General features: G+C 54.5%; 21 protein-coding genes. 10 read left to right on the top strand and 11 right to left on the bottom strand.

The genetic code is table 11. The annotated features are described in order from the left end of the window. The first annotated feature begins 12 nt into the window (after nucleotides 1-12). The 3 genes from pstB to phoB all read left to right on the top strand — a co-directional run bounded on the left by pstB (nucleotide 13) and on the right by phoB (nucleotide 2,206). A complete protein-coding gene (gene pstB, locus HKD42_RS04375) occupies nucleotides 13-759 on the top strand; it encodes a phosphate ABC transporter ATP-binding protein PstB (protein ID WP_246236857.1) in 747 nt (248 codons plus the stop codon). Then, complete coding sequence (phoU, locus tag HKD42_RS04370) at nucleotides 759-1,430, top strand: phosphate signaling complex protein PhoU (RefSeq protein WP_170010646.1); 672 nt, start codon at nucleotides 759-761, stop codon at nucleotides 1,428-1,430. Before pstB ends, phoU begins: the two co-directional genes overlap by 1 nt. 86 nt (nucleotides 1,431-1,516) lie before the next feature. Further along, on the top strand, nucleotides 1,517-2,206 hold the full coding sequence (gene phoB / locus HKD42_RS04365; protein ID WP_170010644.1) for a phosphate regulon transcriptional regulator PhoB: 690 nt from the start codon (nucleotides 1,517-1,519) through the stop codon (nucleotides 2,204-2,206). Between the two features lie 82 nt (nucleotides 2,207-2,288). Here the strand turns inward: phoB and HKD42_RS04360 are convergent, their stop codons facing one another. From HKD42_RS04360 to HKD42_RS04350, 3 genes are all read right to left on the bottom strand, one after another. After that, nucleotides 2,289-3,752, bottom strand: coding sequence for a UdgX family uracil-DNA binding protein (locus HKD42_RS04360; RefSeq protein WP_170010642.1), 1,464 nt, complete (start codon nucleotides 3,750-3,752; stop codon nucleotides 2,289-2,291). Continuing rightward, nucleotides 3,749-4,993, bottom strand: coding sequence for a putative DNA modification/repair radical SAM protein (locus HKD42_RS04355; protein ID WP_170010640.1), 1,245 nt, complete (start codon nucleotides 4,991-4,993; stop codon nucleotides 3,749-3,751). The genes HKD42_RS04360 and HKD42_RS04355 overlap by 4 nt, the downstream gene beginning before the upstream one ends. Before the next feature lie 109 nt (nucleotides 4,994-5,102). Continuing rightward, nucleotides 5,103-6,530 (bottom strand): sodium-dependent transporter, encoded by a 1,428-nt coding sequence (locus tag HKD42_RS04350; protein ID WP_170010638.1) that lies wholly within the window; start codon nucleotides 6,528-6,530, stop codon nucleotides 5,103-5,105. 120 nt (nucleotides 6,531-6,650) lie between these two features. Between HKD42_RS04350 and panB the strand changes: the two genes are divergently transcribed. Together panB and HKD42_RS04340 are read left to right on the top strand one after the other, a co-directional pair. Next, entirely contained in the window at nucleotides 6,651-7,523 is an 873-nt protein-coding gene (gene panB, locus HKD42_RS04345; RefSeq protein WP_170010636.1) for a 3-methyl-2-oxobutanoate hydroxymethyltransferase, read from the top strand. An 88-nt stretch (nucleotides 7,524-7,611) separates the two neighbouring features. Continuing rightward, nucleotides 7,612-8,667 (top strand): DUF475 domain-containing protein, encoded by a 1,056-nt coding sequence (locus HKD42_RS04340; RefSeq protein ID WP_170010634.1) that lies wholly within the window; start codon nucleotides 7,612-7,614, stop codon nucleotides 8,665-8,667. On the opposite strand, the gene HKD42_RS04335 is transcribed toward HKD42_RS04340, so the two are convergent. From HKD42_RS04335 to HKD42_RS04310, 6 genes are all read right to left on the bottom strand, one after another. Further along, complete coding sequence (locus HKD42_RS04335; RefSeq protein ID WP_170010632.1) at nucleotides 8,657-9,610, bottom strand: bile acid:sodium symporter family protein; 954 nt, start codon at nucleotides 9,608-9,610, stop codon at nucleotides 8,657-8,659. The two genes, HKD42_RS04340 and HKD42_RS04335, sit on opposite strands and share 11 nt — an antisense overlap. Before the next feature lie 47 nt (nucleotides 9,611-9,657). Continuing rightward, complete coding sequence (locus HKD42_RS04330; protein WP_211483489.1) at nucleotides 9,658-11,385, bottom strand: tetratricopeptide repeat protein; 1,728 nt, start codon at nucleotides 11,383-11,385, stop codon at nucleotides 9,658-9,660. A gap of 34 nt (nucleotides 11,386-11,419) precedes the next feature. Next, the gene (gene prsR / locus HKD42_RS04325; RefSeq protein WP_170010628.1) at nucleotides 11,420-12,796 is read right to left on the bottom strand and encodes a PEP-CTERM-box response regulator transcription factor; all 1,377 of its coding nucleotides are present in this window, start codon (nucleotides 12,794-12,796) and stop codon (nucleotides 11,420-11,422) included. Then, nucleotides 12,796-14,919, bottom strand: a complete 2,124-nt coding sequence (gene prsK, locus HKD42_RS04320; RefSeq protein WP_343042178.1) for an XrtA/PEP-CTERM system histidine kinase PrsK — start codon at nucleotides 14,917-14,919, stop codon at nucleotides 12,796-12,798. The genes prsR and prsK overlap by 1 nt, the downstream gene beginning before the upstream one ends. After that, nucleotides 14,919-16,304, bottom strand: coding sequence for a TIGR03013 family XrtA/PEP-CTERM system glycosyltransferase (locus HKD42_RS04315; protein WP_170010626.1), 1,386 nt, complete (start codon nucleotides 16,302-16,304; stop codon nucleotides 14,919-14,921). Before HKD42_RS04315 ends, prsK begins: the two co-directional genes overlap by 1 nt. 137 nt (nucleotides 16,305-16,441) lie before the next feature. Beyond that, a complete protein-coding gene (locus HKD42_RS04310; protein ID WP_170010624.1) occupies nucleotides 16,442-17,824 on the bottom strand; it encodes a helix-turn-helix domain-containing protein in 1,383 nt (460 codons plus the stop codon). A gap of 150 nt (nucleotides 17,825-17,974) precedes the next feature. Between HKD42_RS04310 and HKD42_RS04305 the strand changes: the two genes are divergently transcribed. The 3 genes from HKD42_RS04305 (at nucleotide 17,975) to HKD42_RS04295 (ending at nucleotide 20,472) form a co-directional block, all read left to right on the top strand. Then, a complete protein-coding gene (locus HKD42_RS04305) occupies nucleotides 17,975-19,573 on the top strand; it encodes an isocitrate lyase (protein WP_170010622.1) in 1,599 nt (532 codons plus the stop codon). 55 nt (nucleotides 19,574-19,628) lie between these two features. Further along, nucleotides 19,629-19,802, top strand: a complete 174-nt coding sequence (locus HKD42_RS04300) for a hypothetical protein (RefSeq protein WP_170010620.1) — start codon at nucleotides 19,629-19,631, stop codon at nucleotides 19,800-19,802. 184 nt (nucleotides 19,803-19,986) lie between these two features. Further along, on the top strand, nucleotides 19,987-20,472 hold the full coding sequence (locus HKD42_RS04295) for a hypothetical protein (protein WP_170010618.1): 486 nt from the start codon (nucleotides 19,987-19,989) through the stop codon (nucleotides 20,470-20,472). A 4-nt stretch (nucleotides 20,473-20,476) separates the two neighbouring features. Here the strand turns inward: HKD42_RS04295 and HKD42_RS04290 are convergent, their stop codons facing one another. Then, the gene (locus HKD42_RS04290; protein ID WP_246236728.1) at nucleotides 20,477-21,802 is read right to left on the bottom strand and encodes an amidohydrolase; all 1,326 of its coding nucleotides are present in this window, start codon (nucleotides 21,800-21,802) and stop codon (nucleotides 20,477-20,479) included. A gap of 40 nt (nucleotides 21,803-21,842) precedes the next feature. Beyond that, entirely contained in the window at nucleotides 21,843-23,648 is a 1,806-nt protein-coding gene (locus tag HKD42_RS04285; RefSeq protein WP_170010616.1) for an SLC13 family permease, read from the bottom strand. A gap of 118 nt (nucleotides 23,649-23,766) precedes the next feature. Between HKD42_RS04285 and HKD42_RS04280 the strand changes: the two genes are divergently transcribed. Continuing rightward, on the top strand, nucleotides 23,767-24,819 hold the full coding sequence (locus HKD42_RS04280) for a zinc-binding dehydrogenase (RefSeq protein ID WP_170010614.1): 1,053 nt from the start codon (nucleotides 23,767-23,769) through the stop codon (nucleotides 24,817-24,819). A gap of 39 nt (nucleotides 24,820-24,858) precedes the next feature. Continuing rightward, on the top strand, nucleotides 24,859-25,998 hold the full coding sequence (locus tag HKD42_RS04275; RefSeq protein ID WP_170010612.1) for a serine hydrolase domain-containing protein: 1,140 nt from the start codon (nucleotides 24,859-24,861) through the stop codon (nucleotides 25,996-25,998). Nucleotides 25,999-26,100: the final 102 nt, after the last annotated feature.

Below are 26,100 nucleotides of genomic sequence, written 5' to 3'. Positions count from 1 at the left end.
ACCGACGCCAAAATGAATGCGTCGGATGTCTCTGTTTTTTATGGAGACAAGATGGCGATCGATAATGTGTCGATCGAAATTCCTACCAAATACGTCACGGCTTTCATCGGCCCTTCTGGCTGCGGGAAATCGACATTCCTGCGGACATTGAACCGCATGAACGACACGATTCCAACCGCCAGGGTCGAGGGCACTATCACTCTGGATGGTGACGATATTTACCGGTCCAAGATGGACGTTGTTCAATTGCGGGCACGCGTGGGGATGGTTTTTCAAAAACCCAACCCTTTCCCGAAATCCATTTATGACAACATCGCCTATGGGCCAAAAATTCACGGGATTGCGCAGGGCAAGGAAGAGCTCGACAATATCGTAGAAGTCTCCCTGAAACGGGCTGGATTGTGGGAAGAAGTCAAAGATCGCCTTACCGATAGCGGCACTGCGCTTTCTGGTGGGCAGCAACAACGCCTATGTATCGCACGGGCCATCGCGGTCGACCCAGAGGTCATTCTTATGGATGAACCCTGTTCCGCGCTGGACCCGATCGCCACAGCCAAAATTGAAGAACTGATTGCTGAATTGAGCGGCCGCTACGCGATTGTCATCGTCACCCACTCAATGCAGCAAGCCGCGCGTGTTTCGGAACGCACCGCGTTCTTCCACCTTGGCAAGATGGTGGAATATGGCCGGACGTCGGATATCTTCACTAACCCGGTCGAACAGCGTACACAGGACTATATTACAGGACGGTACGGCTAATGAACGACCATACAGTAAAGTCTTTTGACGAAGATATTACGCGGCTCCGCGGCTTGATCGCCGAGATGGGCGGCCTCGCAGAATTATCTATTCAGGAAGCTCTTGATGCGCTGATTTCCGGTGACGAAAAGCTGGCAGCCGGCGTAGTCAAGCGCGACAAAAAGATTGATGCGCTGGAAACTGAAGTCGACAAGCTTGCAGTGCGCATCATCGCATTGCGCGCCCCGATGGCTGATGATCTGCGTGAGGTGATTGCCGCTTTGAAGATTGCAGGCGTTGTTGAACGCATCGGAGACTATTCCAAAAACATCGCCAAACGGATCAAGGATATTGAGGGGCGCAATCGGTTTGAGCCCCTGACTCTGCTGCCGGCAATGGGTGAAATTGCCAGCGATATGGTGCATGATGTCCTCTCTGCCTATGCCTCTAGAGACCCTGTTTTGGCGATTGAGGTTATCGCCACTGACGCCAAGGTAGATGCCTTTTACAACAGCATCTTCCGCAATGTTGTCAGCTACATGGTGGAAAATCCTGCGACTATTTCTACCGCCGCACAAATCCTGTTCATTGCCCGCAACCTGGAGCGGATTGGTGACCATGCCACCAATGTTGCGGAAATGGTTCATTTTGCGGCAGTTGGCACATACCCGCCGGATGAGGACGACAGTTAACTGACGATTGTCGTGAAACTGTAACATCCCGGGCGCGAATAGGAGCTAACTGCTTTCAAGGCATACACTCATTGGGATGATTCTTCATGTCAGCCGCCAAATTACTTCTCGTTGAAGATGATCCGTCGCTTTCGGAATTGCTAGAATTCCGGTTCAAAAACGAAGGCTACGATGTCCGGGCCACCAGTGATGGTGACGAAGCACTGATGCTGGCAGCAGAGGACGTGCCCGATCTGATTATCCTGGATTGGATGATAGAAGGAACTAGCGGTATCGAAGTCTGCCGACAATTGCGCAGAGCGAAAGACACGGCGCATGTTCCCATCATCATGCTCACTGCCCGTGAGGCCGAAGATGACCGCATTCGCGGGCTAGATACTGGCGCAGATGACTATCTCACCAAGCCATTTTCTCCGCGCGAATTGTTGGCCCGCGTTTCCGCCGTCATGCGGCGTGTGCGGCCTGCACTCGCAGGTGAAACCATTGAGCTCGGCGATATCAAACTTGATCCTGTCGCCCACCGTGTTGAACGGCGCGGCCGCACCCTCCAATTGGGCCCTACCGAATATCGCTTGCTAAAGTTCTTTATGGAAAGCCCGGGCAGAGTTTTTTCCCGCGGGCAGCTGCTTGACGGTGTGTGGGGTACAGAGAGTGATATCGAATTACGGACGGTTGATGTCCATATAAGGCGTCTTCGCAAGGCGATCACTGTGGATGACGCTAAGGATCCAATCCGTACCGTGCGATCGGCAGGATATTCGATAGAATCTACGTAACCGAATTAGATCAGAGAGATACGGCGCATTTCTGATTAACATAATAGACGTCGTGACGTCATGATGGACCAGATGTCTACCTTCAGGCTGACACATCGCTTTCAATGCAATGTACGCGTGACGCAACCTTTAGCAAATCCTTGTGGAACAAGGCTTCTTGCTCAGCTTTTGCCTCTCCATCCAGTCTCAGCAGGTATGATGGATGGTTGGTAATCCATAATTCGCTGTCATCATCAAGCTGCTGACCAGCCCCGCAGACCGCAGAAACGCTGACTGTCCGTCCTAATATACTACGTGCAGCGCTGGCACCCAATGCCAAGATAATCTTGGGCTTAATAATCCTCCGTTCTGCTTCCAGCCACCAGCGACACGTATCGATTTCCTTCGCCGTCGGCGTTTGATGGATCCGGCGCTTGCCCCGCTTGACAAATTTGAAGTGCTTCACGGCATTTGTGAGGTAAGCGTTTCGCCGATCTATCCCTGCTTTAGCCAGATGGATATCCAACAACTGACCTGCTGGACCCACAAATGGCTGGCCCGCCTGATCTTCCTGATCACCGGGTTGTTCACCCACTATCATCAGACTGACGTCATGCCGCCCCTCGCCCATAACAGCTTGATTTTCCATACAACCTATTGGGCAATCCCGGCACGCAGTTATGCTGTCTGCAACCTCGGCCAAATTGGCACAGGGCTTTCTCGCTGTCACAGCCCCCGCATCCACCATCCGTGATTCCCGGGATTGCGCATTGGCAATCATCTCTGGAATCAGAGCGGCCTCGGGCATGTTCTTCCAATATTTCTTGGGCATTTCGCTCATCATAGCGCTCACCTTCAGCCGGGCCGGATTGAAGGTGGACGTGAAATAGCGCTGCCACAGTGCCTCTGTGGCGTCATCAGCCGGGGCATCAGACCGTTTCGCCGGCGGGGTTTCCGTAATTTCGAAACCATCCCAATGAATACAGCCTTTTGGGGTCAGGATTGACCAATGCATATTAGCAAAGCGCCGTTTGAAAAACCCAGCATTTGCCCTCACAATATGATGATCGGGCTCAAACCAGGCAACATATCGATCAGGCACTTGCGCCCCATCACCTGTGATTTCCCGAAACCGGACAAATGCGTGCATTTTATGGCTGTCACGCCGGACACTTTTATCCAGCTCTTCCAACCGGCGCACATCACTATCGGCTTTGTCTTCCATCAGCCGAATGTTCTGCTGAAGCCGCCACAGCACACAATATAACAACGCAAAGCGTTCCGGGTCACTGTGTAGGGCTGCATTGCGGGCGAGCGCAAGAAAGCGTTTGCTGGCACGAACAGGTGCTTCCGGGTTACTGTCCGGTAAGGCCGCATGGCCGGTGCCGGATTGGGCCGTTGAGAATAAATCACCCGGCACGCCGGGCAGCATCCACGTGACTTGATCCGGAGGCACTCGGTTTTGGATCAACCGCCGCGCCTGGCTTCGCCAAAAAACAAAATCATCCGCGCGTGGCATAACAATGGAAAAATAGGATTTTTGATCAACGGTTTGCTGCGACGTCATGACGCAAACAGTTCCAACTGCTCCTGTTTCGGAGCCAGCAATGCGCGCAAATCCGCACGATCCGTCAACGCTGTCGGGCGCCAGTCCAAGGCGCAAATAAAGGGTCGGACCTTGGCAATAGAGACCGTCAGTTTGCCCACATCATCAAGCCTAAGCGTTCGATGACGCCGCGCGGCCACAATCCGCTGCACCGCCGTAACGCCCAGTCCTGGTACTCTCAACAGCAGCTCTTTAGGTGCCCGATTGACATCAAGCGGGAACTGTTCCCGGAATTTGAGAGCCCAAGCTAACTTGGGATCAATATCCAATGGAAGATTGCCGTCTCCATCCGTTGCTTGCATCACCTCACTGGCCTGATAGCCATAGAACCGCATCAACCAGTCGGATTGATATAAACGGTGCTCCCGGATCAACGGCGGGCGCTTCAACGGCAGCACTGCGCTGGCATCGGGAATGGGGCTGAATGCTGAGTAATACACCCGCCGCAACCGGAAGCCTTTATACAGCCGACTTGCCTTACCCATAATATCGGAATCATTGGCGGCGTCTGCCCCCACGATCATCTGCGTCGATTGTCCCGCAGGAGCAAAGCGCGGCGCGTGCTTAAACCGTTTTCTCGCGTCTTTGGTTTCGACGATATCGGACTTTACCTTCCCCATCGCTCCTTCGATTTGCCGGGCGTTTTTATCCGGAGCGAGCCGCGTGAGGCCGCTATCAGTCGGCAACTCCACATTGATGGACACCCGATCGGCCAATAAGCCAGCCTGATGGACCAGTTCTGGATCCGCTTCTGGAATAGTCTTAAGGTGGATATACCCACGAAAATCCATTTCTTCCCGTAAGATACGGGCCGTTTCCACCATTTGTTCCATGGTGAAATTAGAGCTTTTGATAATCCCCGACGAGAGGAACAGGCCCTCGATATAATTGCGTTTGTAAAAGCTGATCGTCAGATCTGCGATTTCTTGCGGCGTGAAGCGTGCACGGCGGACATTGCTGCTTTTCCGGTTGATGCAATAATGACAGTCGAAGATGCAGTGATTGGTCAGCAGTATTTTCAATAGAGAGATACAGCGGCCATCCGGCGTATAAGCATGGCAAATGCCCATCCCTTCGGTAGAGCCCACCCCCTTGCCGCCGATTGAGTTCTTCTTAGCAGTACCGGACGAGGCACACGAAGCGTCATACTTCGCAGCATCGGCAAGAATGCCTAACTTCTCGATTGTCGAAAGAGAACCCATTTGTTCACTATACGTTCTCAATCCGGAATGTGAAGCAACATTCTGGTTTTGGCCAAAAGAAATGGCCGCTCCAGCCAGGAACGGCCATTTCATAAATTACAGGCAGAAACTACTCACCCAATATCGAAGGGAAAATCCCAACGATCAGAATGGTTATAAGCGCCAAAGGACAAAGCCAGCGCACCAGGAAAAGCCAGACCTTTTCCAGCCCGCCGCTAAGACCATTTTCTGAATCGATTAACCGACGCTCTGCCACCCAACCGACAAATAGTGCTGTCATAATCGCACCGATAGGCATCAACACTTTGCTGGTTACCGTATCCAGCACGTCGAACATTCCCTGCCCCTCAAATAGCGGGATAAAACCGAACGGTTGGAAATCAGACAAATCGTTGAACGACAAAGCTGCCAATATGCCCAGAAGAAGCGCGGCAACAGTAACAATCAATGTTGCCATCGGCCGCGTCACCTTTGCCTTGTCTTTCAGCCAAGCAGTCGGCGCTTCCATTAAGGATACCGAGCTGGTGAGTGCAGCGAAAAATACCATCACGAAAAACAGCAAGCCAACCACCGATCCAAAGGGCATCGATTGGAAACCGATTGGCAATGACTGGAACATCAGGCCTGGCCCGCCATTCGGTTCTAATCCCGCGGCGAACACAATCGGGAAAATACAAAGACCTGCGAGCAAAGCGACGGCTGTATCCGCCCCAGCAATGATCCCGGATGTTCCAGCCAAATTGACGTCACGACCGACATACGCACCATATGTCATCATGCCCGCAACGCCCAAGGACAGGGAGAAGAAAGCTTGGCCAACAGCAGCGAGCATGACGGCACCGGTCAGTTTGGACGCATCAAAAGTGAACAAATAGGACAGCGCTTCTGAAAATGCCCCGGTAAAAGCGCCGTAGATTGTAATCAGCAAGAACAGCACAAAAAACGCTGGCATCAGCCAGGTCGCAACCCATTCAATGCCGCTAGAGACACCGCGCGAAACGAAATAGAAAGTGATTGCGATAAACGCGATGTGCAGCCCCACCATCAAGCCGCCATTTCCGAACAAGCTTGGTAGTAGCGCCTCAATATCACCGGCGGGGCGCCCTTCAAAGGCACCGCCAGTCACTCCGGTCGAGAACAGATCCTGCGCGAAAACACCAATGTAATACAGCACCCATCCACCGACGACGCAGTAGAAACTCAGCACCAAAAACGCACCCAAGACACCGAATGATGCCAACGTATCCCAGTGGGAGGACTTACCCGATTCCTTTGCAATCCGGCGGACGCTCTCTGGAGCAGAGGATTGCCCATGCCGGCCAATCAGTGTTTCCGAAAGCAAGATTGGAAGACCGATCAACGCCACACAGAGGATATAAAACAATACGAATGCGCCGCCGCCATTGGCACCCGCTTCCGCCGGGAAGCGCCACATATTGCCAAGCCCGACTGCCGACCCCACCGCCGCCAGAATAAATGCAGAGCGCGATGACCAACCATCCCGCGCCTTCGCTCCGCTGCTTCCTATTGCCGCCATAAGTCCAAAATCCTCAATAGGCGCGACCCCTCGCGCTTCTCCGAACACGCTTCTGCAATGAATCGCGCGCCTAGTCGAGGTAGCATTTGCGCAAATCCCCCGCTCGGCTAAAAGCGCGTCATGTCTACTACTTTTCAGCTCGATACCGCGACTAGCCGCGCCACCCCCACCCCGGCACCGATGAAGCGCCTGACCGTGCCCCGCATACGGTCGCGTAAGGTTGACGGCGTGACGGAAGAACCGTTGGTGATGCTAACCGCCTATACCGCGCGTCAGGCCCAATTGCTGGATGCCCATTGCGATTTGCTGCTGGTGGGGGATTCCCTGGGCCAAGTAATTTACGGACTGCCGTCTACCATACCCGTCACTTTGGACATGATGGCCAATCACGGCGCGGCGGTTGTTCGCGGCAGCTACCACTCAGTGGTTGTGGTCGATATGCCATTCGGATCATATGAAAGCTCACCGCAATTGGCTTTTGAAAGTGCTGCCCATTTGCTCAAAGAAACAGGGGCGGCAGCTGTCAAATTGGAAGGCGGTGAAGCGATGGCTGAAACCGTTGCATTCCTGAACCAACGCGGCATTCCGGTGATGGGGCATATCGGATTGACACCGCAGGCGGTCAACGTCTTGGGCGGTTACATGGCCCGCGGTCGCAGCGATAGCGAAGCAGACAAAATTGTCTCTGACGCGAAAGCCTTGGACGAAGCCGGAGCCTTCGCCGTGGTCGTAGAAGGCGTGGTCGAGCCAATTGCCATAGCTGTGACCGAAGCCATCTCTTGCCCGACGATTGGCATCGGCGCATCGGCCAAATGCGACGGACAAGTCCTTGTTACGGACGATATGCTTGGGATGTTCGACCGCGTACCGCGCTTCGTAAAGAAATATGACGACATAGCCGGTATGATTGAAAAGACTGTCCAGACCTATGCCGAAGAGGTACGCGACCGGTCATTCCCCGGCCCTGAACAGACATACCAACCAAAAAAATAACGTTGCCATTGCGCTGGCGTTGACTGGTAGGTAGCCGCACGCCCAAACAGACGCGCAATTGCGCGAGGATGAGGCATTGGGTTCTACGATGGCAACGCTGCTACGCTATTATACGTTTTCGCTTGGCTTTACTGCCGTCTGTCTGGCTCTCGCTGGGTGGTATGGCTGGGCCAGCACGGGATCAATCACCGGCACTCTATCCATTCTGTGGATTGTGATTGTCCTGTCGATCCTTGAAGTGTCACTCAGCTTTGACAATGCGGTTGTGAACGCGACCGTCCTGAGGGAAATGGACGAAGTTTGGCAAAGACGGTTCCTCACTTGGGGTATTCTCATCGCCGTGTTCGGAATGCGGATTATTTTCCCGATAGCTATCGTTGCCATTGCCGCCAATATTGGCCCTGTCGAAGCGGTAACGCTCTCGCTCAATGAACCCGCAGAATATGAGCGAATTGTCTCAGACGCACATCTTGGCATCGCCGGCTTTGGCGGAGCTTTCCTTGCGATGGTTGGCCTGACATTCTTCTTTGACGGGGAGAAAGACGTTCATTGGATCGCTTCACTGGAGCGTGCAATTAACCGCTTTTCCAGCATACCCGCAGTGGAAATCGGGCTCGTTCTGTTGCTTGTCTACGGTGTATCGACCGCCTTGCCGCAGGACGACGCATTGACCTTCCTTACCTCCGGTATTCTGGGCCTCGTCACCTTTATCGGGGTCAATGCTCTGGGCGCATTGATTGAACAACGCGAGGCGCGGAAGAAAGCTGCCGGCGAAGTGGTCCGCTCTGGCTTGGGCGGCTTTCTCTATCTCGAAGTCCTCGACAGCTCGTTCAGCTTTGACGGTGTGATAGGCGCATTTGCCCTTTCCAATAATATGGTCGTGATCGCATTGGGCCTGTCAGTGGGGGCCATGTTTGTCCGCTCGATGACAATCCATCTTGTCCGCCAAGGCACTCTCGCTCAGTATCGTTTCTTGGAACATGGGGCCTTTTGGGCGATTATCATTCTGGGTGTGATCATGCTGCTATCAGCGATCGTACATATCCCGGAGACCATTACCGGGCTTATCGGGGCGGTGTTGATCGGCCTGTCGCTGTGGTGGTCGGTCCGGTATAATCGGAACAACCCCGACGCTACCGATTAAGGCGGCTCGCGATTGGCGCTGAAACGACCAATTGCAGCAAATGATACACCAATAGCGGAACCAGAATCAGCCCTGCTGTTGCAGGCGGAAACATAACCAGTGCGAGCGGCGCGCCCATCGCGATGCTTTTATGCGCCCCTGCGTACATAAAAGATATTCGGTCGCCACGGGCTAAAGACAATGCTCCGGAAAGCACCCAAGCGCCGCCATAAGCAAAGATCAATAACACGCCCAAAAGGGCAATCAGCCAGCTCCAACTCGTCAGGTCTAACCTGCTCCATATCCCCTGCTCCACCGCACCTGAAAATGCGACATAGACCGCAATTGAAATGGCCGTGCGATCCATCCATCCCACCAGCGCAGGATGCGATTTGAGCCAAGGTGAGAACCGCGACTGGAACAGCTGCCCCAATCCAAATGGCAGAAGCAAAATCAGAAACAGCTTAACCAGTCCGTCCAAGCCCATATCGACATAGGCTCCGCCGCTGAGCCATGCGAAGATTGGAGCCGATACAAACACTCCAAGAATGTTGAGCAAGGCCGCTGACACGACTGAGCTCGCAACATTTCCACCAGCCATCGATGTATATGCGGTGGCCGATTGGACTGTCGACGGCAAAGCCCCCAGATACAGCAATCCCAAAGCGATCAGCGGCGGAACCAATCCGGCTGCGGCAATAGACAGAGTGAAGCCCGCTGCCGCCATCGCGCCAAAACACCATAGGGCCAGCGGAACCAAAAGCGTCACATTCCGTATCCCGCGCGCCACATCATTGCGTGACAACCGTATGCCGTTTAGGAAGAACAGCACGAATACGGCAAAGTTGGAAACCCCATAGGCCACTTCGAGAGCGACCCCCTTAACCGGGAGGAAGCTTGCCAACAGGATCGCGGCAATCAACATCCGGATCATAACATCAATACGCGAGAGCCATGCAAACATCGCGGCGCACTGCCCTTTGACACAGCCAATGTCGATAGATTTATCAGCTATCGTGGTAAGCGACTTATCTTACGCTCTATAACTTGAACCTGCGGTTCAAAGCCGCCTGCTTCGCGCAGAACGTTTGCCAATACCGTCGTGGTGACATTGCTCATTGGCTGTAAATCATAACCACGCCGGGCCATCGCCAACCCAAGCTCATCATCGCCCAACTGCATTGCAATCTCGGCGCGCATGGCATGCAATACAGGATCACGCGATCCCCCATTGATCAGTGCATGATCGGCGAAAATCGCAGCGCTCCCAAAATCGTTACCCCGGTAGGCTTCCCGCGCTAACATCACAGCCGCTTCCGTATTGCCGGGATCGCCCACGAAATACCGGGCCAATATTGCCAGTGCAGCATCACTTTGCCCGGCAGCCTCAAGTGCTTTGATCTGCTTTCGAGTGACTAGCCAAGGTTTCCGGATAGCACCGGCATCAAAATACAACCGTGCAGCGCGTCCGTAATTTCCTGCAGCCAAATTGGCATCACCCGCCAGCGCCAGCGTGTCTGCAGAACCAGAGAAGCGCGATAGCAACTGTTCTGCGACGGCTCTAGCACCGCCCGCCTGCCCTGCGGTCATACGGGCCCGTATCAACGCGAGTGCAGCGGCGCCATCAACCGCGCCGCGCGCCTCCGCAACGCCCAATTCTGCGCTACTTGGCACAGCGACAAGCCGATCTCCGCGCGGACGGGCCGCGAGGTCAAACAAACGCCCTGCTTCTTCCCGGTCCTCAAGCGCCTCATGAGATCGCGCCACAAGATGCCTTAAATAAGGCGATGCGCTGGGCGATGCTGCCTTTTCACCATAGCGGTAGATTAGCTCACGATCATTCTGGCCAAGTGATAAAGCACGCGCCAATAGCTGCCGTACGCGTCGATTGTCCGGCTGCCTTGCAGCGAGCCGTTCCAGAGTTTGCGCGGCACTGGCATAATTGCCATTCTCCAGATCGATAATACCCGATAGCAACAATGCTGCAGGCTTTTCCTGATCTTCCCTGCTGCTCCTCAATAGCAACAATCCTGCCAGATCATAATTGCCCGCCCGCGCAGCCAGTACCGATTGCAAGAAGTATATTCGCTTGTTTTCAGGGGCGATTTTGGCCACCTCGCGAATGACACTCAGCATATCCCGTGCGCGCCCAAGCTCGCCAAGCGTCGCTGCGTAGTCGAGTAGCAAATCAGCATTGTCAGGATTACGCTCTAAGGCACGTTCGAACCACGGAATGGCTTCCCGCATACCTTCTGCATCGCGCACCAACTGGGCACGAAACCGCAAAGCCTCCGGATTTTCCGGATCGAGTTCGACGGCATAGACGCTGGCATCGACAGCCTGAGACTGCTCACCGCCGCGATATCGCAGGCGCCCGATATCGACCCACAGTTCCGCGCTATCCGGCTTGAATTTCAAGGCCTGGTCAAATGCAGCGCCCGCCGCAGGCAGATTCCCGACCTGCATTTCCAATCGTGCAAGCATATGAAAACCATGCCCGCGCGTTTCTTCTGAAAACGCCCCTTCGCCAAGCCATTGCCGGGCCTCAGCCACTTCACCTTGCTGCAACTCGGCCTCACCAATGTACGCAGCGACTTCGGTGGCATCGGTTCCTGACGCCAAGATGTCTTTCAAGGTCACTTCGGCCGCCAGCCCTTGGCCTGCCGCTAGAGATGCCTGAGCCTGCTCTAGAGGCGTCAGAACAGGCCCACTGTCGCTACAGCCAGCAACAGTGATCAACAGCGCCAGAAAAGCCGGCTTTAGAGCAAGATGTTTAGGCCTGCAGATCATACTGCTTTAGCAAGTCATAAAGTGTGGGACGGCTGACACCGAGCAATTTTGCAGTGTTGGAAATATTACCCTCTGTTCTCGACAGTGCATGACGGATCACCTTGCGATCGGACTGTTCGCGTGCGCTTTTGAGACTAAGCGCGTCTGCGGCTTCTTCCCCGTCGGCATCCAAGTCCAAATCGGCCGCGCCAACCAGTTTACCATCGGCCATAATCACAGCGCGTTTAACCCGGTTTTCAAGTTCGCGAACATTGCCCGGCCAAGACCATCCATCAATCGCCGCCAAAGCATCTGCGGCAAAGCCTTTCACTTGCGGATTCATCTCCGCAGCAAAGCGATTGAGGAAAGCTTTTGCCAGCAGCGGCGCATCACCGGGTCGTTCTGCCAGAGCCGGAATTTTGACCACGATCTCTGCAAGCCGGTAAAACAGATCTTCCCGGAACTGGCCGCCACTTATCATGCTTTCCAGATTCTGATGGGTTGCACAGACGATCCGTGTATCCACGGCGATTTGTTTTCGGCCACCAATCCGCTCGATCGTTCGTTCTTGCAAAAAGCGCAGAAGCTTTACTTGTAAAGGTAACGGAATATCGCCGACCTCGTCCAAAAACAGGGTCCCGCCATGCGCTTGCTCAATCTTGCCTTCGGTCGTCTTAACCGCACCGGTGAACGCACCCTTCTCATGCCCGAACAGTTCGCTTTCCAGCAGGTTCTCCGGAATAGCTGCGCAGTTGATAGCGACAAAGGCGCCGCTCTTGCGGTCGCTGGAATCGTGCACGCCCTTGGCAAGCAGCTCTTTACCTGTGCCGCTTGCGCCCAACAGCATCACTGAAACATTGGCATTGGCTACACGCTCAATTGTACGCGCAACCTTGACCATTTCAGGCGCTGCAGTGATCAGCCCGCCAAGCACCGTCTTCTCGTCACCAACCTGTTCGGCGAGGCGACGGTTCTCTTCCTCAATCTGGTGCAATTTAAGCGCGCGCCGGACAATCAGGCCTAGCGCTTCAATATCCACGGGCTTTTGGTAGAAATCATAGGCGCCGTGTTCGATCGCACGCAATGCGCTTTCACGCGCGCCGTGGCCGGATGCAACAATCACTTTGGTATCCGGTTTCAACGCCATGATAGCATCAAGAATGGCGAACCCTTCGGTTGTGCCATCAGGGTCTGGCGGCAAGCCGAGATCCAATGTCACGACAGGCGGTTCTTCCGCCCGCAGAGCGGCAAGCGCACTTTCGCGGTCGCCAACAATGGTGACGTCAAAATCTTCATACGCCCATTTCAGCTGAGCTTGCAGACCGGCGTCATCCTCCACAATCAGCAATTTCGGCAACGCGCCTTGTTTTGGGTTAGCCATTATGCAGCCTCACTATGTTGGGGCGATGTATGTGAACTAAGGTGTTCGGCAGCAGCAGCGAGCGGGAAAGAGACGGTGAACCGCGTCCCGAGACCCTCTCGGGAGTCGACATCAAGCCTTCCCCCCATCGCGCGGATCATTTCTCGAGCCTCAAAAGCTCCAATGCCGAAACCAGAATTTTTGGATGATACAAACGGTTTGAACAAACCATCCCGGATAAATTCCGCCGTCATGCCATGACCGACGTCAGCAATCTCGACCGCACCGCGTACCCCGTCACATGTAATGTCGAAAGAGACCGGGCTTGCAGCGTCGCTGGCATCAACCGCGTTCTGTACCAAATGGACCAAAGCCTGTTCCAGCCCCTCAGCATCTGCGAGCACTTTGCTATTTTCGGTCCGCAAGATGGAAATGGGATGAACCGCCTCGTACTGATCAGTCACTTGGCGCACGACGCGCAAGAGTTCGACTGGCTCACGCTTTTCAGAACCGCTAGCTCCGTACCGGTTGAGCCGGGCCAGCAAGCCGTTTAGCTTTTCCGCGCTGTTCTTCAGAGTGACCAACATATCCGCGCGAAATTCTGGATTATCCGCATGGCGCTCTGCATTGCGCGACAGCAAGGCCAATTGGCTTGCCAGATTCTTGATGTCATGCATCACAAACGCGATCCGGCGGTTAAACTCGTCAAACCGGGCGGATTCCATCAGAGCCGCCTGCCCCGCTTGTTCCGCCAGGTAGCTTGCCAATTGCTGCCCGACTACGCGCAGCAGGTCGAAATCTTCCCAGTCCAGACGGCGCGGTTCTGCCGGGCGGGATAGGATAATGACACCAATCAAACGGTCAAAATGTTGCAGCGGAACCAGTGCCCACGCCTGCTGTTCCTCGCGTAGCCAGTCAGGCAAAAACACTGCTTCCCCGTGCCAGTCTTTACCCGCCCGGATATCGTCAAGGTCGAGGATAAACCCCCTGCTTTCAAACAGGTTTGCCAAGTCCGCCGGTACGGGATCTGCGGCTGGTACGGAAATGTCCTTCCAGTTCCAACGGGACGCTAGCTCTAGGCTTCCGCTCTCGCCAGTCAGCAACAACAGCCCGGAGGGGCTATCGGTAATATCCGCCATGCTTTTGACGATCCGCTCTTGCAGTGATTGGCTGGATCCATCGCTTTTGCCGATAGTCTGGGTGAACCGCAGCCATTCGGCCCGATAATCATACCGGTGCTGAAACAAATGCTTGATCGCCGTCACCCGTACCCATCCCCGCAATCTGTGCGAAGGGAGCCACAACAAGGCGACAACGGTTGCAGCAAAGGTGAAGCCGACCTGCGTCAATCGCCCAAGGTCACCGCCCAGCATCGCCAGCGACTGGGCAATGCCAACCATCACCATCAGATACGCGCCGATCACTAGCAACGAAAGTGTTTGGAACGCCACTTTGCGCGAAGGTCTAAGACGGATGGTGGCGGCGCTACGGGTTGAGCCAATAGCCAGCGGTATCGTCATCGATGCAACAACCAGACCGCGGATTGCCGCCAGTTCAAGCGGCAAGCTTCCACCCAGATAGGCAACAGTGTAGAAATTCAGATCAAACGACCACATCGCCGCCAAAGCAGCGGCGGTCCATCGCAGCACGGAACGGACGCTCTGCGTTGCTCCGACGTAAAGATTGTGGAGCAAGACCAGCGCACCGACGGATACCATCAGGTGGAACATTGCACACATTTGGAATGTCAGCAGTTTTAGTTCCGGCGTGATCGCGAACCGCGCTTCCACCACAATCAGCACAAGTTGCAAGCATTCTACGAATGCCAGGGCGATCAGGACAGGCCGGATCGGCCGCAGCGTTTCGTGCCGTCCATCATTGGCAAACAGCCGGTACAATACCAACAGCCAAGCCAGGTTTCGCGCCACTTCTGCAAGCGACGCCAAAGGTGAATTGGCACCAAAGGCGGCAACCATCACGCACCAGCCCGCGGTTATTACCAATGCTGCTAAAATGGCAGTCCGGTCAGGGCGGTCTTTATCGCCCTTGCGCCAGATCCACCCTGCACCAACGGCACAGGTGGCGGCGCCACCAAGATACATCGCGAAGCCCGCGATAATCCATGCTTCTACCCAACTTTCCACTAGCGTGCACCTTCAGGCCACAGCACGACCCGCAACGTCTGTAGCAATATCAGCAAGTCCAAGAACGGAGTATAGTTCTTGGCGTAATACAGATCATATTCCAGCTTGTGGCGAGCATCTTCGATGGAGGCACCATAGGGGTAGTTAATTTGCGCCCACCCGGTAATGCCGGGCTTCACCATATGACGTTCAGCGTAATATGGCAGTTGCTCTTCCAGATCAGTTACGAACTTTGGAACTTCCGGACGCGGGCCGACAAAGCTCATTTCGCCTTTGAGAACGCTCCACGTTTGCGGCAGTTCATCAATCCGAACCTTCCGGATAAAACTTCCCAAACGCGTGATGCGGGGATCGTTCTTTTCCGCCCATTTGACCCCGTCTTTCTCAGCGTCGGTACGCATGGAGCGTAGCTTGATCACATCGAAGGTCTGCCCGAACAAGCCGATACGCGGCTGCCGGAAGAATGCAGGCCCTTTGCTATCGATCTTCACCAGAATGGCGAACAGAACGATGATCGGCAGCGATAAAATCAAAAGTATGCTGCTTGCCACAATGTCAAACATGCGCTTTGCGGCGCTTGAAAACAGCCGGCCTGACGAAAACCCATCGGAAAAGATCAACCAACTGGGATTGACCGAGTCCAAATCTACCCGCCCGGTTTCCCGTTCAACAAAACTACTAAAGTCGTTGATGTGAATGCCAGTGGTCTTCATCCGCAATAAGTCTTTAAGCGGCAGCGAATTACGCCGCTCTTCCAACGCCAGCACGACTTCGCTTGCCCCGAGATTATCAGCAAATTGGCCGAGATCATGGACGGCAGAACGGGCAATCGCTTCTTTGACCACCTGCTCACCCTCGTTCATCCCGACAAACGATACGATAGAGAAGCCGGAGCCTTCTTTTTCAGCAAGCCTCTTAAGGCGCATCGCGCGGTTGCCAGCACCCAACACCATCACCCGGCGCCGGAAAGCGGACGCGCCCAGAAACTTACCTATGATCAGCCGGTTCAGGATCAGGCACGCAACGGCAAATGCCATCGCGTAGAGTAAGGTGGAGCGCCACAAGGTCGACCCGGGCAATACGAAATCGATCACCGATACGGCGATGATCCCTAAGCTTACCGCGACCAATAAACGTGCGCAGGCAAACCTCAGCGAGCGGAGAGCATCACCGCCATAGAGGCCGACCGATACCATCGCGATCCAAACTGTGCCCACAAAACCGACCAGGGGCCATGCACGTTCAGCCAAGGGCCCCGGGTTCATGGCAATTTGCGAGGCGCGCAAATGCCAGCCCAGTTCGCCCGCGAGAAGCAGCAAGGCGATGTCGAACAGGGCCAACAAGACCACTGCGTTAGGAATATAGTGTTTAAACAAACGGATCATGTGCTGCCGGTCCAGAAATCCAAGGTGATTGGCAGCGGATACGGCAGAGAAGTGAAATGTCGGTAAACTTTACACAAAAAGTCGAACCGGCGCGTTTCTGGGCGTAAAGGCACTTAATGGATGGCTAATATACGGGATCAGCCATCACCGAAGCTGAACGGTGTTACCCCTTTCGTGATTGTGTCAAACTGGAGCGTGGCCCTAGCTGGCGGAAGGGACCTTTGGCGGCACTCCTGCAAATGGCAGCGTTCGCAACCCAAGCCAATCCGTTGGGCAGGCATCATCATCGTTTCGGCCGTTTTGGCTGGCGCCAAATGTAAGGCGAACCGTGCTTCCACCCCAAGGACGACTACAAATTGAGCTTCCCCCACGGCGCCGCTACCATCAACGGTCTGCGCCATTGTGAACCAGCTATCGGGACCCGCATCTACCCCGTCCACTACTACGGACTGGGTGCATAACTGCCCCGGACGCTCAAACGCCTTGTGAGCTATCCACAACGGACAGCTGTTCTCGCTTTCCAGCATCGTGGCACCGCTCCCCCCTGCAAATCGTTTGGAGAACTGCCCTGCCCGGTCGATCCTTGCCATGAAGAACGGCAATCCGCGCTGCCCAACCCGTTGTAGCGTCGTCAATCTGTGGGCCAATTGCTCCAAACTAACACCAAAACGCATTTGAAGAACCTGCAGATCAAAATTCGTACTCTCACATGCGCGCAGGAACCGGCTGTAAGGCATTAACAATGCCGCCCCGAAATAGCCGTAGAGGTGACGTTCAAACAAGGTTCGCGAAGCCTCATCGGCAAATTTGGAGCCGGAGGCCAATTCCACGATAGCATCACGTTGTTCCAATTGGGCGATCTGGACCGCGATCTGGAAATTGCGAGAAGCTGGCGTCAGCATTTCAGACAATTGCAATTGGCGGGCATGCAGATCAAGCCGGCGCAGCGCCGTTGGCATAACATCTCTGGGCAGAATTCGGATCGCGAGCTGATGCTTCTTCTGCAATCGCTCAGCCAAAGCGACACCCAAATCGCTCCGCGACAAGCGCAGTTCATCCGCAAGTGTCTCCGCCGCCGTGTCCAAATCGGGAAAGTGATTGCGCCATTTCTCGATTTCCAAGCGCGACTGGACCAAGGGATCGTCACTCGGCCGAACACCCAAACCTGCATTGTCATAAAGATAAGCGAATGCTGCCGCAGCTTGCGGTGCAGCCCCTAAGAATTCTGCGATTTCATCCCGGTCAATATCGAATTCTGCAAACCGTTCATCTGCAAACCGGCGAGCCAGCCCGTCTACCCCGCCAATTGATTCATCCTCACGCAGGCTCCGGGGATCAAAGTCAAATGCGTCCACAATTTGCACAATCACCCGGGCGGATAAGGGCCGCTGGTTGCGCTCAATAAGGTTGAGATAGCTTGCGGATATCGACAGGCGCGACGCCATAGCCGCTTGGGTAAGCCCTTCTCGCTTGCGCAGTCTGCGGATGGCAGCACCGGCAAAGATGGCTTGGTCAGACATTTGTCACTTTCTTTACAATATTACACGGTGAATAGGCGAATATAGCGCAAAAAGACAACAAAGTATGTAAGTTTTTATATCTAACTAGCAGTTGCCCGTCCATAAAGGTGGGGCAAGGCAGAGATGCCATACCCCCTTTGGAGACATTCAATGACGTATCAAGACACAATCAGCGCGCTAAGCGAAACGATCAACGGTCAAGGCTCACCTTGGAACGCGATTGACGCGGAAACCGCTGCTCGGATGAAACTGCAAAACCGTTTTAACACCGGCATCGATATCGCAAAATACACCGCGAAGATTATGCGCGATGATATGAATGCGTATGATGCTGATCCGGCCAACTACACCCAATCACTGGGCTGCTGGCACGGTTTTATTGCCCAACAGAAGATGATTTCTATCAAGAAGCACTTCGGTGGAACGAAGCAGCGTTACCTCTATTTGTCAGGCTGGATGGTTGCCGCGCTGCGAAGCGAATTTGGCCCTTTGCCTGACCAATCCATGCACGAGAAGACCAGCGTTTCTGACGTTATCGAAGAGCTTTACACCTTTTTGAAACAGGCGGATGCACGCGAATTGGGCGGTATGTTCCGTGAACTGGATGCTGCCCGGGACGCTGGTGATGAAGTAGAAGCCAAGCGCCTTGAACACGCGATCGATAATTATGAGACACACGTAGTTCCGATCATTGCAGACATCGATGCCGGCTTCGGTAACGCGGAAGCAACTTACCTTCTGGCAAAGAAGATGATCGAAGCTGGAGCGTGCGCTCTGCAAATCGAAAATCAGGTCTCTGATGAAAAGCAGTGTGGCCACCAAGACGGTAAAGTTACCGTACCGCACGAAGACTTCCTTCAGAAGATCCGTGCGATCCGTTACGCCTTCCTTGAGCTCGGCGTGGAAGATGGCATCATCGTCGCCCGCACCGATTCGCTTGGCGCTGGCCTCACAAAGCAAATTGCAGTCACCAAAGAAGAAGGCGATCTGGGCGACCAGTATAACAGCTTCCTTGATTGCGAAGAAATTGACCCAGCTGCGATCCAGAACGGTGATGTATTTCTGAGCCGTGAAGGTAAGCTTCTGCGCCCGAAGCGCCTGCCGTCTAACCTGTTCCAGTTCCGCGCTGGCACCGGTGAAGACCGCTGTGTTTTGGATAGTATCACATCACTGCAAAACGGTGCTGACCTGCTGTGGATCGAAACCGAAAAGCCGCATATCGGCCAGATCGGCGGAATGGTTGACCGTATCCGCGAAGTGATCCCCAATGCAAAACTGGTGTACAACAATTCACCGAGCTTCAACTGGACTCTGAACTTCCGTCAGCAAGTCTATGATGCATGGTCTGAGGCTGGCAAAGACGTTTCGGCATATAACCGCGAAGGCTTGATGAGCGTGGATTATGACGCGACCGACTTGGCTGCCGAAGCAGATGAGAAGATCCGTACCTTCCAACGCGACGCAGCCGCTCAAGCCGGTATTTTCCACCACCTGATCACCCTGCCAACCTATCACACCGCTGCGCTGAGCACGGATAACCTCGCTAAAGAATACTTCGGTGACGAAGGTATGCTTGGTTACGTGAAGGGCGTCCAACGGAAGGAAATTCGTGAAGGCATCGCCTGTGTTAAGCACCAAAATATGTCCGGCAGTGACATTGGTGATGATCACAAGGAAGCATTTGCTGGTGAAGCCGCGCTGAAAGCGGGGGGTGCCAATAACACCATGAACCAGTTTGCAGCAGCCTAACCAACTTGAACATACGGCCGCTGGCATTTGCCACCGGCCGGGAAAAGGATGAACAATGACTGATCCAGAAAAAAAGCCAAGTGAACCAGGCCGCGCACGCGCCCTGCTTTCGACAGCAGATTTTAAGTTGCTGCGTACCGCTCTGGCGAGCCATGCGAAGACGACTGATGATCGCGAAGAACTTGCGAAAATCAATGCGTTGCATCACCGCCTGGGCACATACAGCTAAGACTTTCTGATCTCCTGGGGAGGAGACACGGCCGTCGGGGTTCCCTAACCTCGGCGGCCGTAATTTTATCCGAATTCCGCATTTTAGGACCCGGTTAACCATAAAAGCGAGATCATGCTTAACACCGTGACGCTATGGCCCTCGCATGGCCGCAAAACAGTCCCTCATCGTTATTAATGCAAAAATGTATAAGCACTTTGCGATCGTGACGGTTGCATTGACATTGTTCATTGCGCTGATGGCTGATGGTGAGAAGCGCGATGCAATTGCGGAACAGGCTGCCGAAGTCCAAGCCTATGCTGAAAGGCCGAAGAACAACAAGCCAACTCTGGTTATCAAAAATAGCTCTGTTACCAATTCGAACAATCTAGGCGGATTTTACAGCGGTGGCGCACCGGGTATCCTGACGCCCGATGGAGGGTTTGACAGCAGCCAAGGTGGCAATCCGCGGCTTCTCCGCAACCTTGTTGCAGCAGTAACAGATGCGGACTTGGCGCGGTTAGGCATCTCACGCGAGAAGTTCATGGCGATGGCGAGCAAAGACCAAGAAGCCCTGCTGGCGCGCCTGAATGGCGGCAAAAGCCCAGTCACAAGCCTTGAACGCGTGGAACAAGTCAGCAACCGGTCTCTGCAACGTTCTGGCCGTCAAGGTGGCAGCGCAGACTTCTAGAAAATCAGGACCCGGCAGGCTTCAGCAAGTCGAGCACGGTACTGCTCATTGCTTCTGCTGCAGTGCCAATCACTTTCTCCGCATCCGGAGCCCAATAAGGGCTGTGAAGCGAAGGCAGATCGGCCTCACCCGCTTGTGCTTTTGCAAACTCATCAGCAGGCACACCGCCGACCCAAAAGATAAGTGACTGAATATCATCCGGGCTGGCGCGTAAGAACTGCCCGAAATCCTCTCCGCCCATGACAGACGGGACCTGCATCACACGGCCTTCACCAAAACGACTGCGATATCCTGCCATCACGGTTTCGGTGAATTCGGGCGTGTTGAAAGTGGACGGGGTGTAGGGATCCTGCACCGTTACAGTTGGCATTCGATCTTCTGGCATACCGGCGGCAATTGCCTCCCCCTTGGCCACGCGCGCAATCCCGTCCAGCAACAAAGCCCGCGACTCGTCGCTGTAAGACCGCACGGTAAGCTGCAGCCTTGCCTCATCAGAAATGATGTTATGCTTATGGCCGGCGTGAAAACTGCCCACAGTCACCACTGCTGGATCCAACGGGCTGCTTTCGCGGCTGACAAGGGTTTGAAGCTTCATCACGATCGCGCTGGCGAGCACGACTGGATCTTTCGTGGTGTGCGGGTAAGCACCATGCCCACCAACGCCAGGCACCGTAATATCTACGCTATCCACATTGGCGAGCGCATAGCCCGGGGAATACCCTATCATGCCGGCGGGAAATTGTGCCGCATCATGAAAGCCCAGGACATAGTCAGGCTTCGGGAAGCGAGTGTAGAGCCCGTCTTCCAACATAGCGAGCGCGCCTTCGCCAAGCTCTTCTGCCGGTTGCAAGATCATGACCAGCGTGCCCGACCATTCCTGCTTGCGTTCGGAAAGCAGCTGTGCCGCGCCAACCCACGCAGCCATGTGCGTATCATGGCCGCAGGCGTGCATGACACCTGTTTCCACGCCTGATGCGGGGACAGCAGTACGTTTCGACGCGTAGGGTAAACCTGTCTTCTCTTCCAAAGGAAGGCCATCCATATCCGCCCGCAACATTACGGTTGGACCAGCGCCATTGCGCATAACTGCGACCACGCCCGTCTTGCCCACCTTCTCGGTAACCTCAAAACCCAACGCTCTGGCACGTTCGGCGAGTTTGGCAGCGGTTTCTACTTCCTGAAAGCTTAGCTCTGGGTTGGCATGGAGATCACGGTAGAGCTCCATCAAGCCGGGCATGTCCTCTGCAAGCGCATCACGCAGTTCATTCGCCTGAACTGGTGTTGCCAACGCCGCTACCGCGCAACCTGCTGCCAAAATCGTCCTCAACATGCCCATCCCCTCAGTATTCATCTATGTCGGTCTGTGAGTGTCACATACCGTATGTCATCACCAACAGGATCGACAAGGTTGTGACCATCAATATAACCAGCGGAACACCGGTCCTGATGTAATCTTTAAACTCATAACTGCCTTCCGACATAATCAGCATGTTGGTCTGATAGGCGATCGGCGTTGCATAACACAGGTTACAGCCGAACAAGACGGCTAGAATTAGCGGCTCTGGCGGCAATCCAAGCTGCGACGCGATGTTGAAAGCAATGGGCGTTCCCACAGTGGCGGCAGTTGCGTTGGATGCAAAATTGGTGAGCACAGTCACAAACAGCATAATAACCGCAAGAACTGCGGCTGCCGGCAAATGCTGCAAACCGAGCGACATCCATTCACCAAGCCATGCTGCTGCCCCGCTTTCCAGCACAATCCGGCCAATCGCGATGCTCGCCGCCACCAGGACGATCACTTTGCCAGATAGAGCGCGCCCTACCCGGTCAAATTTCACGCAACCGGTCACAAACATCAGGATCGAACCACCCAAGGCGGAAATCGCAATCGGGAACAGTCCGATAGACGCTGTAAACACCGACCCGAACATAATGGCCGCAGCGAGTAATGCCTTTGAACGCCGCGGTAACTCGCGTGCGCCGTCCAGAATGAGCAAGCTATCATTGCGGGCAAAGTCATGGAGATCATCTATCAACCCCATGACCAGCAAGACATCGCCTTCTGCGATCCGCAAATCGCCGCCATCATCAAATTGGTCGCGTTGACCGATAATGCGTTCCGGGCGATGAATGCCCAGCACCGCGACACCGTAAAGGTCTGCAATTCCCGAAGTCGACAATGTGCGCGAAACAAGCCGGGAATCCGCGGTGACGGTCATTTCCACCACCGTAATATCTTGGCGCTTGTCAGTCGATTTACGTTTGATCCGATCCAGCACCCAAGTCGGGGCAACTTCTCCCTTCAAAGTTCGCATCGCGTCTTCAAGCGCCTCATGCGTGCCGGATATGCGAAGGCGTTGATCTTCGTGAATAGCGCCTTGGGGATTATCAATGAACTTCAAATTGGCAGGAAGCTTGGGGAGAATAGTGGCAATTTCCTGTCCCGCTAATACGCTGTCTGCGCCTATTCTCAGCCGTGCTTCAAACCGGCGGACGGTATCTTCGGATTCGACACGATTGTCACCCAGCAGGCGCGGCATCACCAGCCACAGATAAGGCAGCGCCACCAGCGCTGCGATCAACACAATCGGGGTGTAATGGAATACGCTCATCGTCGGCATGCCGAGATCAACCGCAATAGAGACCACCAGAATGTTAGTAGAGGTGCCGATAGTGGTGGCCATGCCGCCGATCAAAACTGCCGCATTAAGCGGTATCAACGTCTTGGATGCAGGCAGAGCCCCCCGGTTCGCCAGCGCCACAAAGATCGGCAACAGCAGTACCAAGACCGGCGTATCATTCACCGCCATCGACAAGAAAAAGGCAATGAGCAGCGACACCAGCAGGCCCAGCTGCAAGTTGATCTTGAACACCCCTTCCAACAATCGCGCGGCAGGGTCCAATGCGCCGGTAACGACAAGTCCCCGCCCCATAATCATCAAGGCACAAATAGTGATAAGCGCGTAATGGCCAAAGCCGGAAAACGCGATGGAAAGCCCATCGGTGGGTTTGGTACCTTCCAAAGGAAAGAAATACAGACCTACCGCGATGACCGCGATGGTCATCAGGGAGACAATTTCAATCGACAAACGGCCCCGCGCAAACGCAACGAACATCGCAATCGTAACGGCTATAGCGGCCAAGGCGTGATATGAAGGAGCGTCTGGGATCATCATAGCCGGAAGTCTCAAAGCTGTGACAGAAACACAAGTCTTTTCGTAGATTATCATTGCGATTGACACAGTTGCCAGCGATGCAGGGGCATAATTTTACAAGGATTGGGGAAATCGCGGTATGAAAGCACTCGTATTCAATGGGCCGCGTGATATCCGGTACGAAAGTTTCGCCGATCCGGAGCTGCGAACCGCGAACAGCGCCATTCTTAAAGTCAGCAAGTGTTCAATCTGCGGATCGGATCTGCATATGTACCACGGCGACAATATCGGAAACGCGGCTTACACTTCGGAAACACCCCACTTTTGTGTCGGCCATGAATTTATCGGCGAAGTGGTCGAAACCGGCAAAGATGTCCATAATTTCAAGGTGGGCCAGAAAGTGCTTTCTGCAGGCGGCACGGGTTGCGGGGATTGCCCCCAATGTTTGGTCGGGAAACCGCTCCAATGCAGGAAATCGACCGCCTTTGGCCTGAGCCCGGAATTGAACGGCGGGCAGGCAGAATATGTTTGCATCCCCAATGCCGACACCACTTTACTCGCGACTGAAGACTCGATGAGTGACGAGCACGCATTGTTGCTGACCGATGCAATGACCACCGCGTATTTCGGGATCACTCGATCAGACGTACAGCCCGGCGGAACGGTTGCAGTTGTCGGCTTGGGGCCAATCGGATTGATCGGTGTGGAATTGGCTTTCATCCTTGGGGCGTCGCGGGTGTTTGCCATTGATCCGGTAGCTTCACGGCGCGACATGGCGGCAAAGCTTGGCGCGATCGCGCTTGATCCTGCCGATGATGCTGTAGCCAAGGTGATGGAACACACCAAAGGCGCAGGCGTCCAATCGGTGTTTGAGGCATCGGGTGCATCAATGGCGATTGCTGCGTGCTTACCACTGGCGGCAAGAAACGGGACCGTGTCCTTCATCGGCATACCACAGCCCCACGATACGCTCTCCATGCCGCTCATTATGTTCAAGAATATCACAATCCGCGGCGGTATCTGCCAAGTGCAGGAAACTTGGCCGCATTTGGTGCCGCTGGTCCAGCAGGGACGGATAAAAGCGCCGGATATGTTCTCCCATACGTTCAAACTTTCGGAAGGCGCAGAGGCTTATCGGTTGTTCGACAGCCGGGATGACGGGGTGATCAAGATTACAATTGAAGTGGATTAAGATCCAAACAGCGTCAGAACATCAAACAACAGGATTTCCATGACCCACCCTATTCACGGACATTGCGACCCCCGCTTCGCGCTGGTGAAACGCGCGTTTGAAACAAATTTCGCAGAGCACGGTGATGTTGGTGCGTCCGTGGCGATAACGCTCAACGGTGAATTCGTGGTCGACCTGTGGGGCGGCCATCTTGACGAGGAACGCTCTCAGCCTTGGCAAGAAGATACTTTGGTCAATGTATGGTCCAGCACCAAAACTATGGCTGCGATGGCTCTATTGGTGCTTGCCGACCGAAACGAGGTAGATCTGGACGCGCCCGCCTCACGCTATTGGCCCGAATTTTCCCAGAACGGCAAAGATGCGGTGAAGGTGCGGCATTTTCTCAGTCACTCAGCCGGCCTTGCCGGTATGGATGAGACGGTTGAAGGCGACGCGCTGTATGACTGGGATTGGATGGTCCAGTCTCTCGCCAAGCAAGCTCCATGGTGGGAACCGGGCACGCAATCTGGCTATCACGCGCTGACACAGGGCCATCTGATTGGCGAGATTGTGAGGCGGATAACAGGCCAGTCGATCGGTACTTTCTTCCGGCAAGAGATCGCGGAACCTACGGGTGCAGATTTCCATATCGGCGCGGGTCCCGAATTGGATACCCGAATCGGCAACCTTATTCCTCCTACTGCACCGCCGATGATCGCAGACAGCGATTCCATCGCCGCACGAACTTTCACCAATCCTAAAGTTGACGCTACCCTGCCGCGCGAGCGGGGATGGCGCGCTGCCGAAATTCCAGCAGCAAACGGTCAAGGCAATGCGCGCAGCATTGTCCGGGCTCAAACTGCAATGGCCAATGGCGGCCGCGCGTTTGGAAAAACCATTCTGTCAGAAGCAGGTACGAAGCGCATTTTTGAACAACAAACAGATGGAACAGATCTTGTTCTGGGAATTCCGGTGAAGTTTGGGCTTGGTTACGGGCTAAATAGCGAAGCAACCCCCATGAGCCCCAATGCGAAAGCGTGTTTCTGGGGCGGCTATGGTGGCTCGTCCGTTATTGTAGATCAGGACGCGGGGCTTTGCTTTTCCTACGTCATGAACCGGATGGAGTCTGGCCTATTAGGAGATCCGCGTGGCTTCGGCCTCGCCGGCGCGATGTACGCATCGATGCAAGCAATCGGGTAGCTGGAAAAAAGAAGATGGTGCCCCTGGCCCGACTCGAACGGGCACTCCGTTAAGAACCGCATTTTGAGTGGGACAAGACTAACGTATATTATTGATAGTAAA

It is taken from the genome of Pontixanthobacter rizhaonensis (genome assembly GCF_012972675.1).
GTDB lineage: Bacteria > Pseudomonadota > Alphaproteobacteria > Sphingomonadales > Sphingomonadaceae > Pontixanthobacter > Pontixanthobacter rizhaonensis.
The sequence above is the reverse complement of the archived record's forward strand: the minus strand, read 5'-3'. Positions and strand labels throughout refer to the sequence as shown.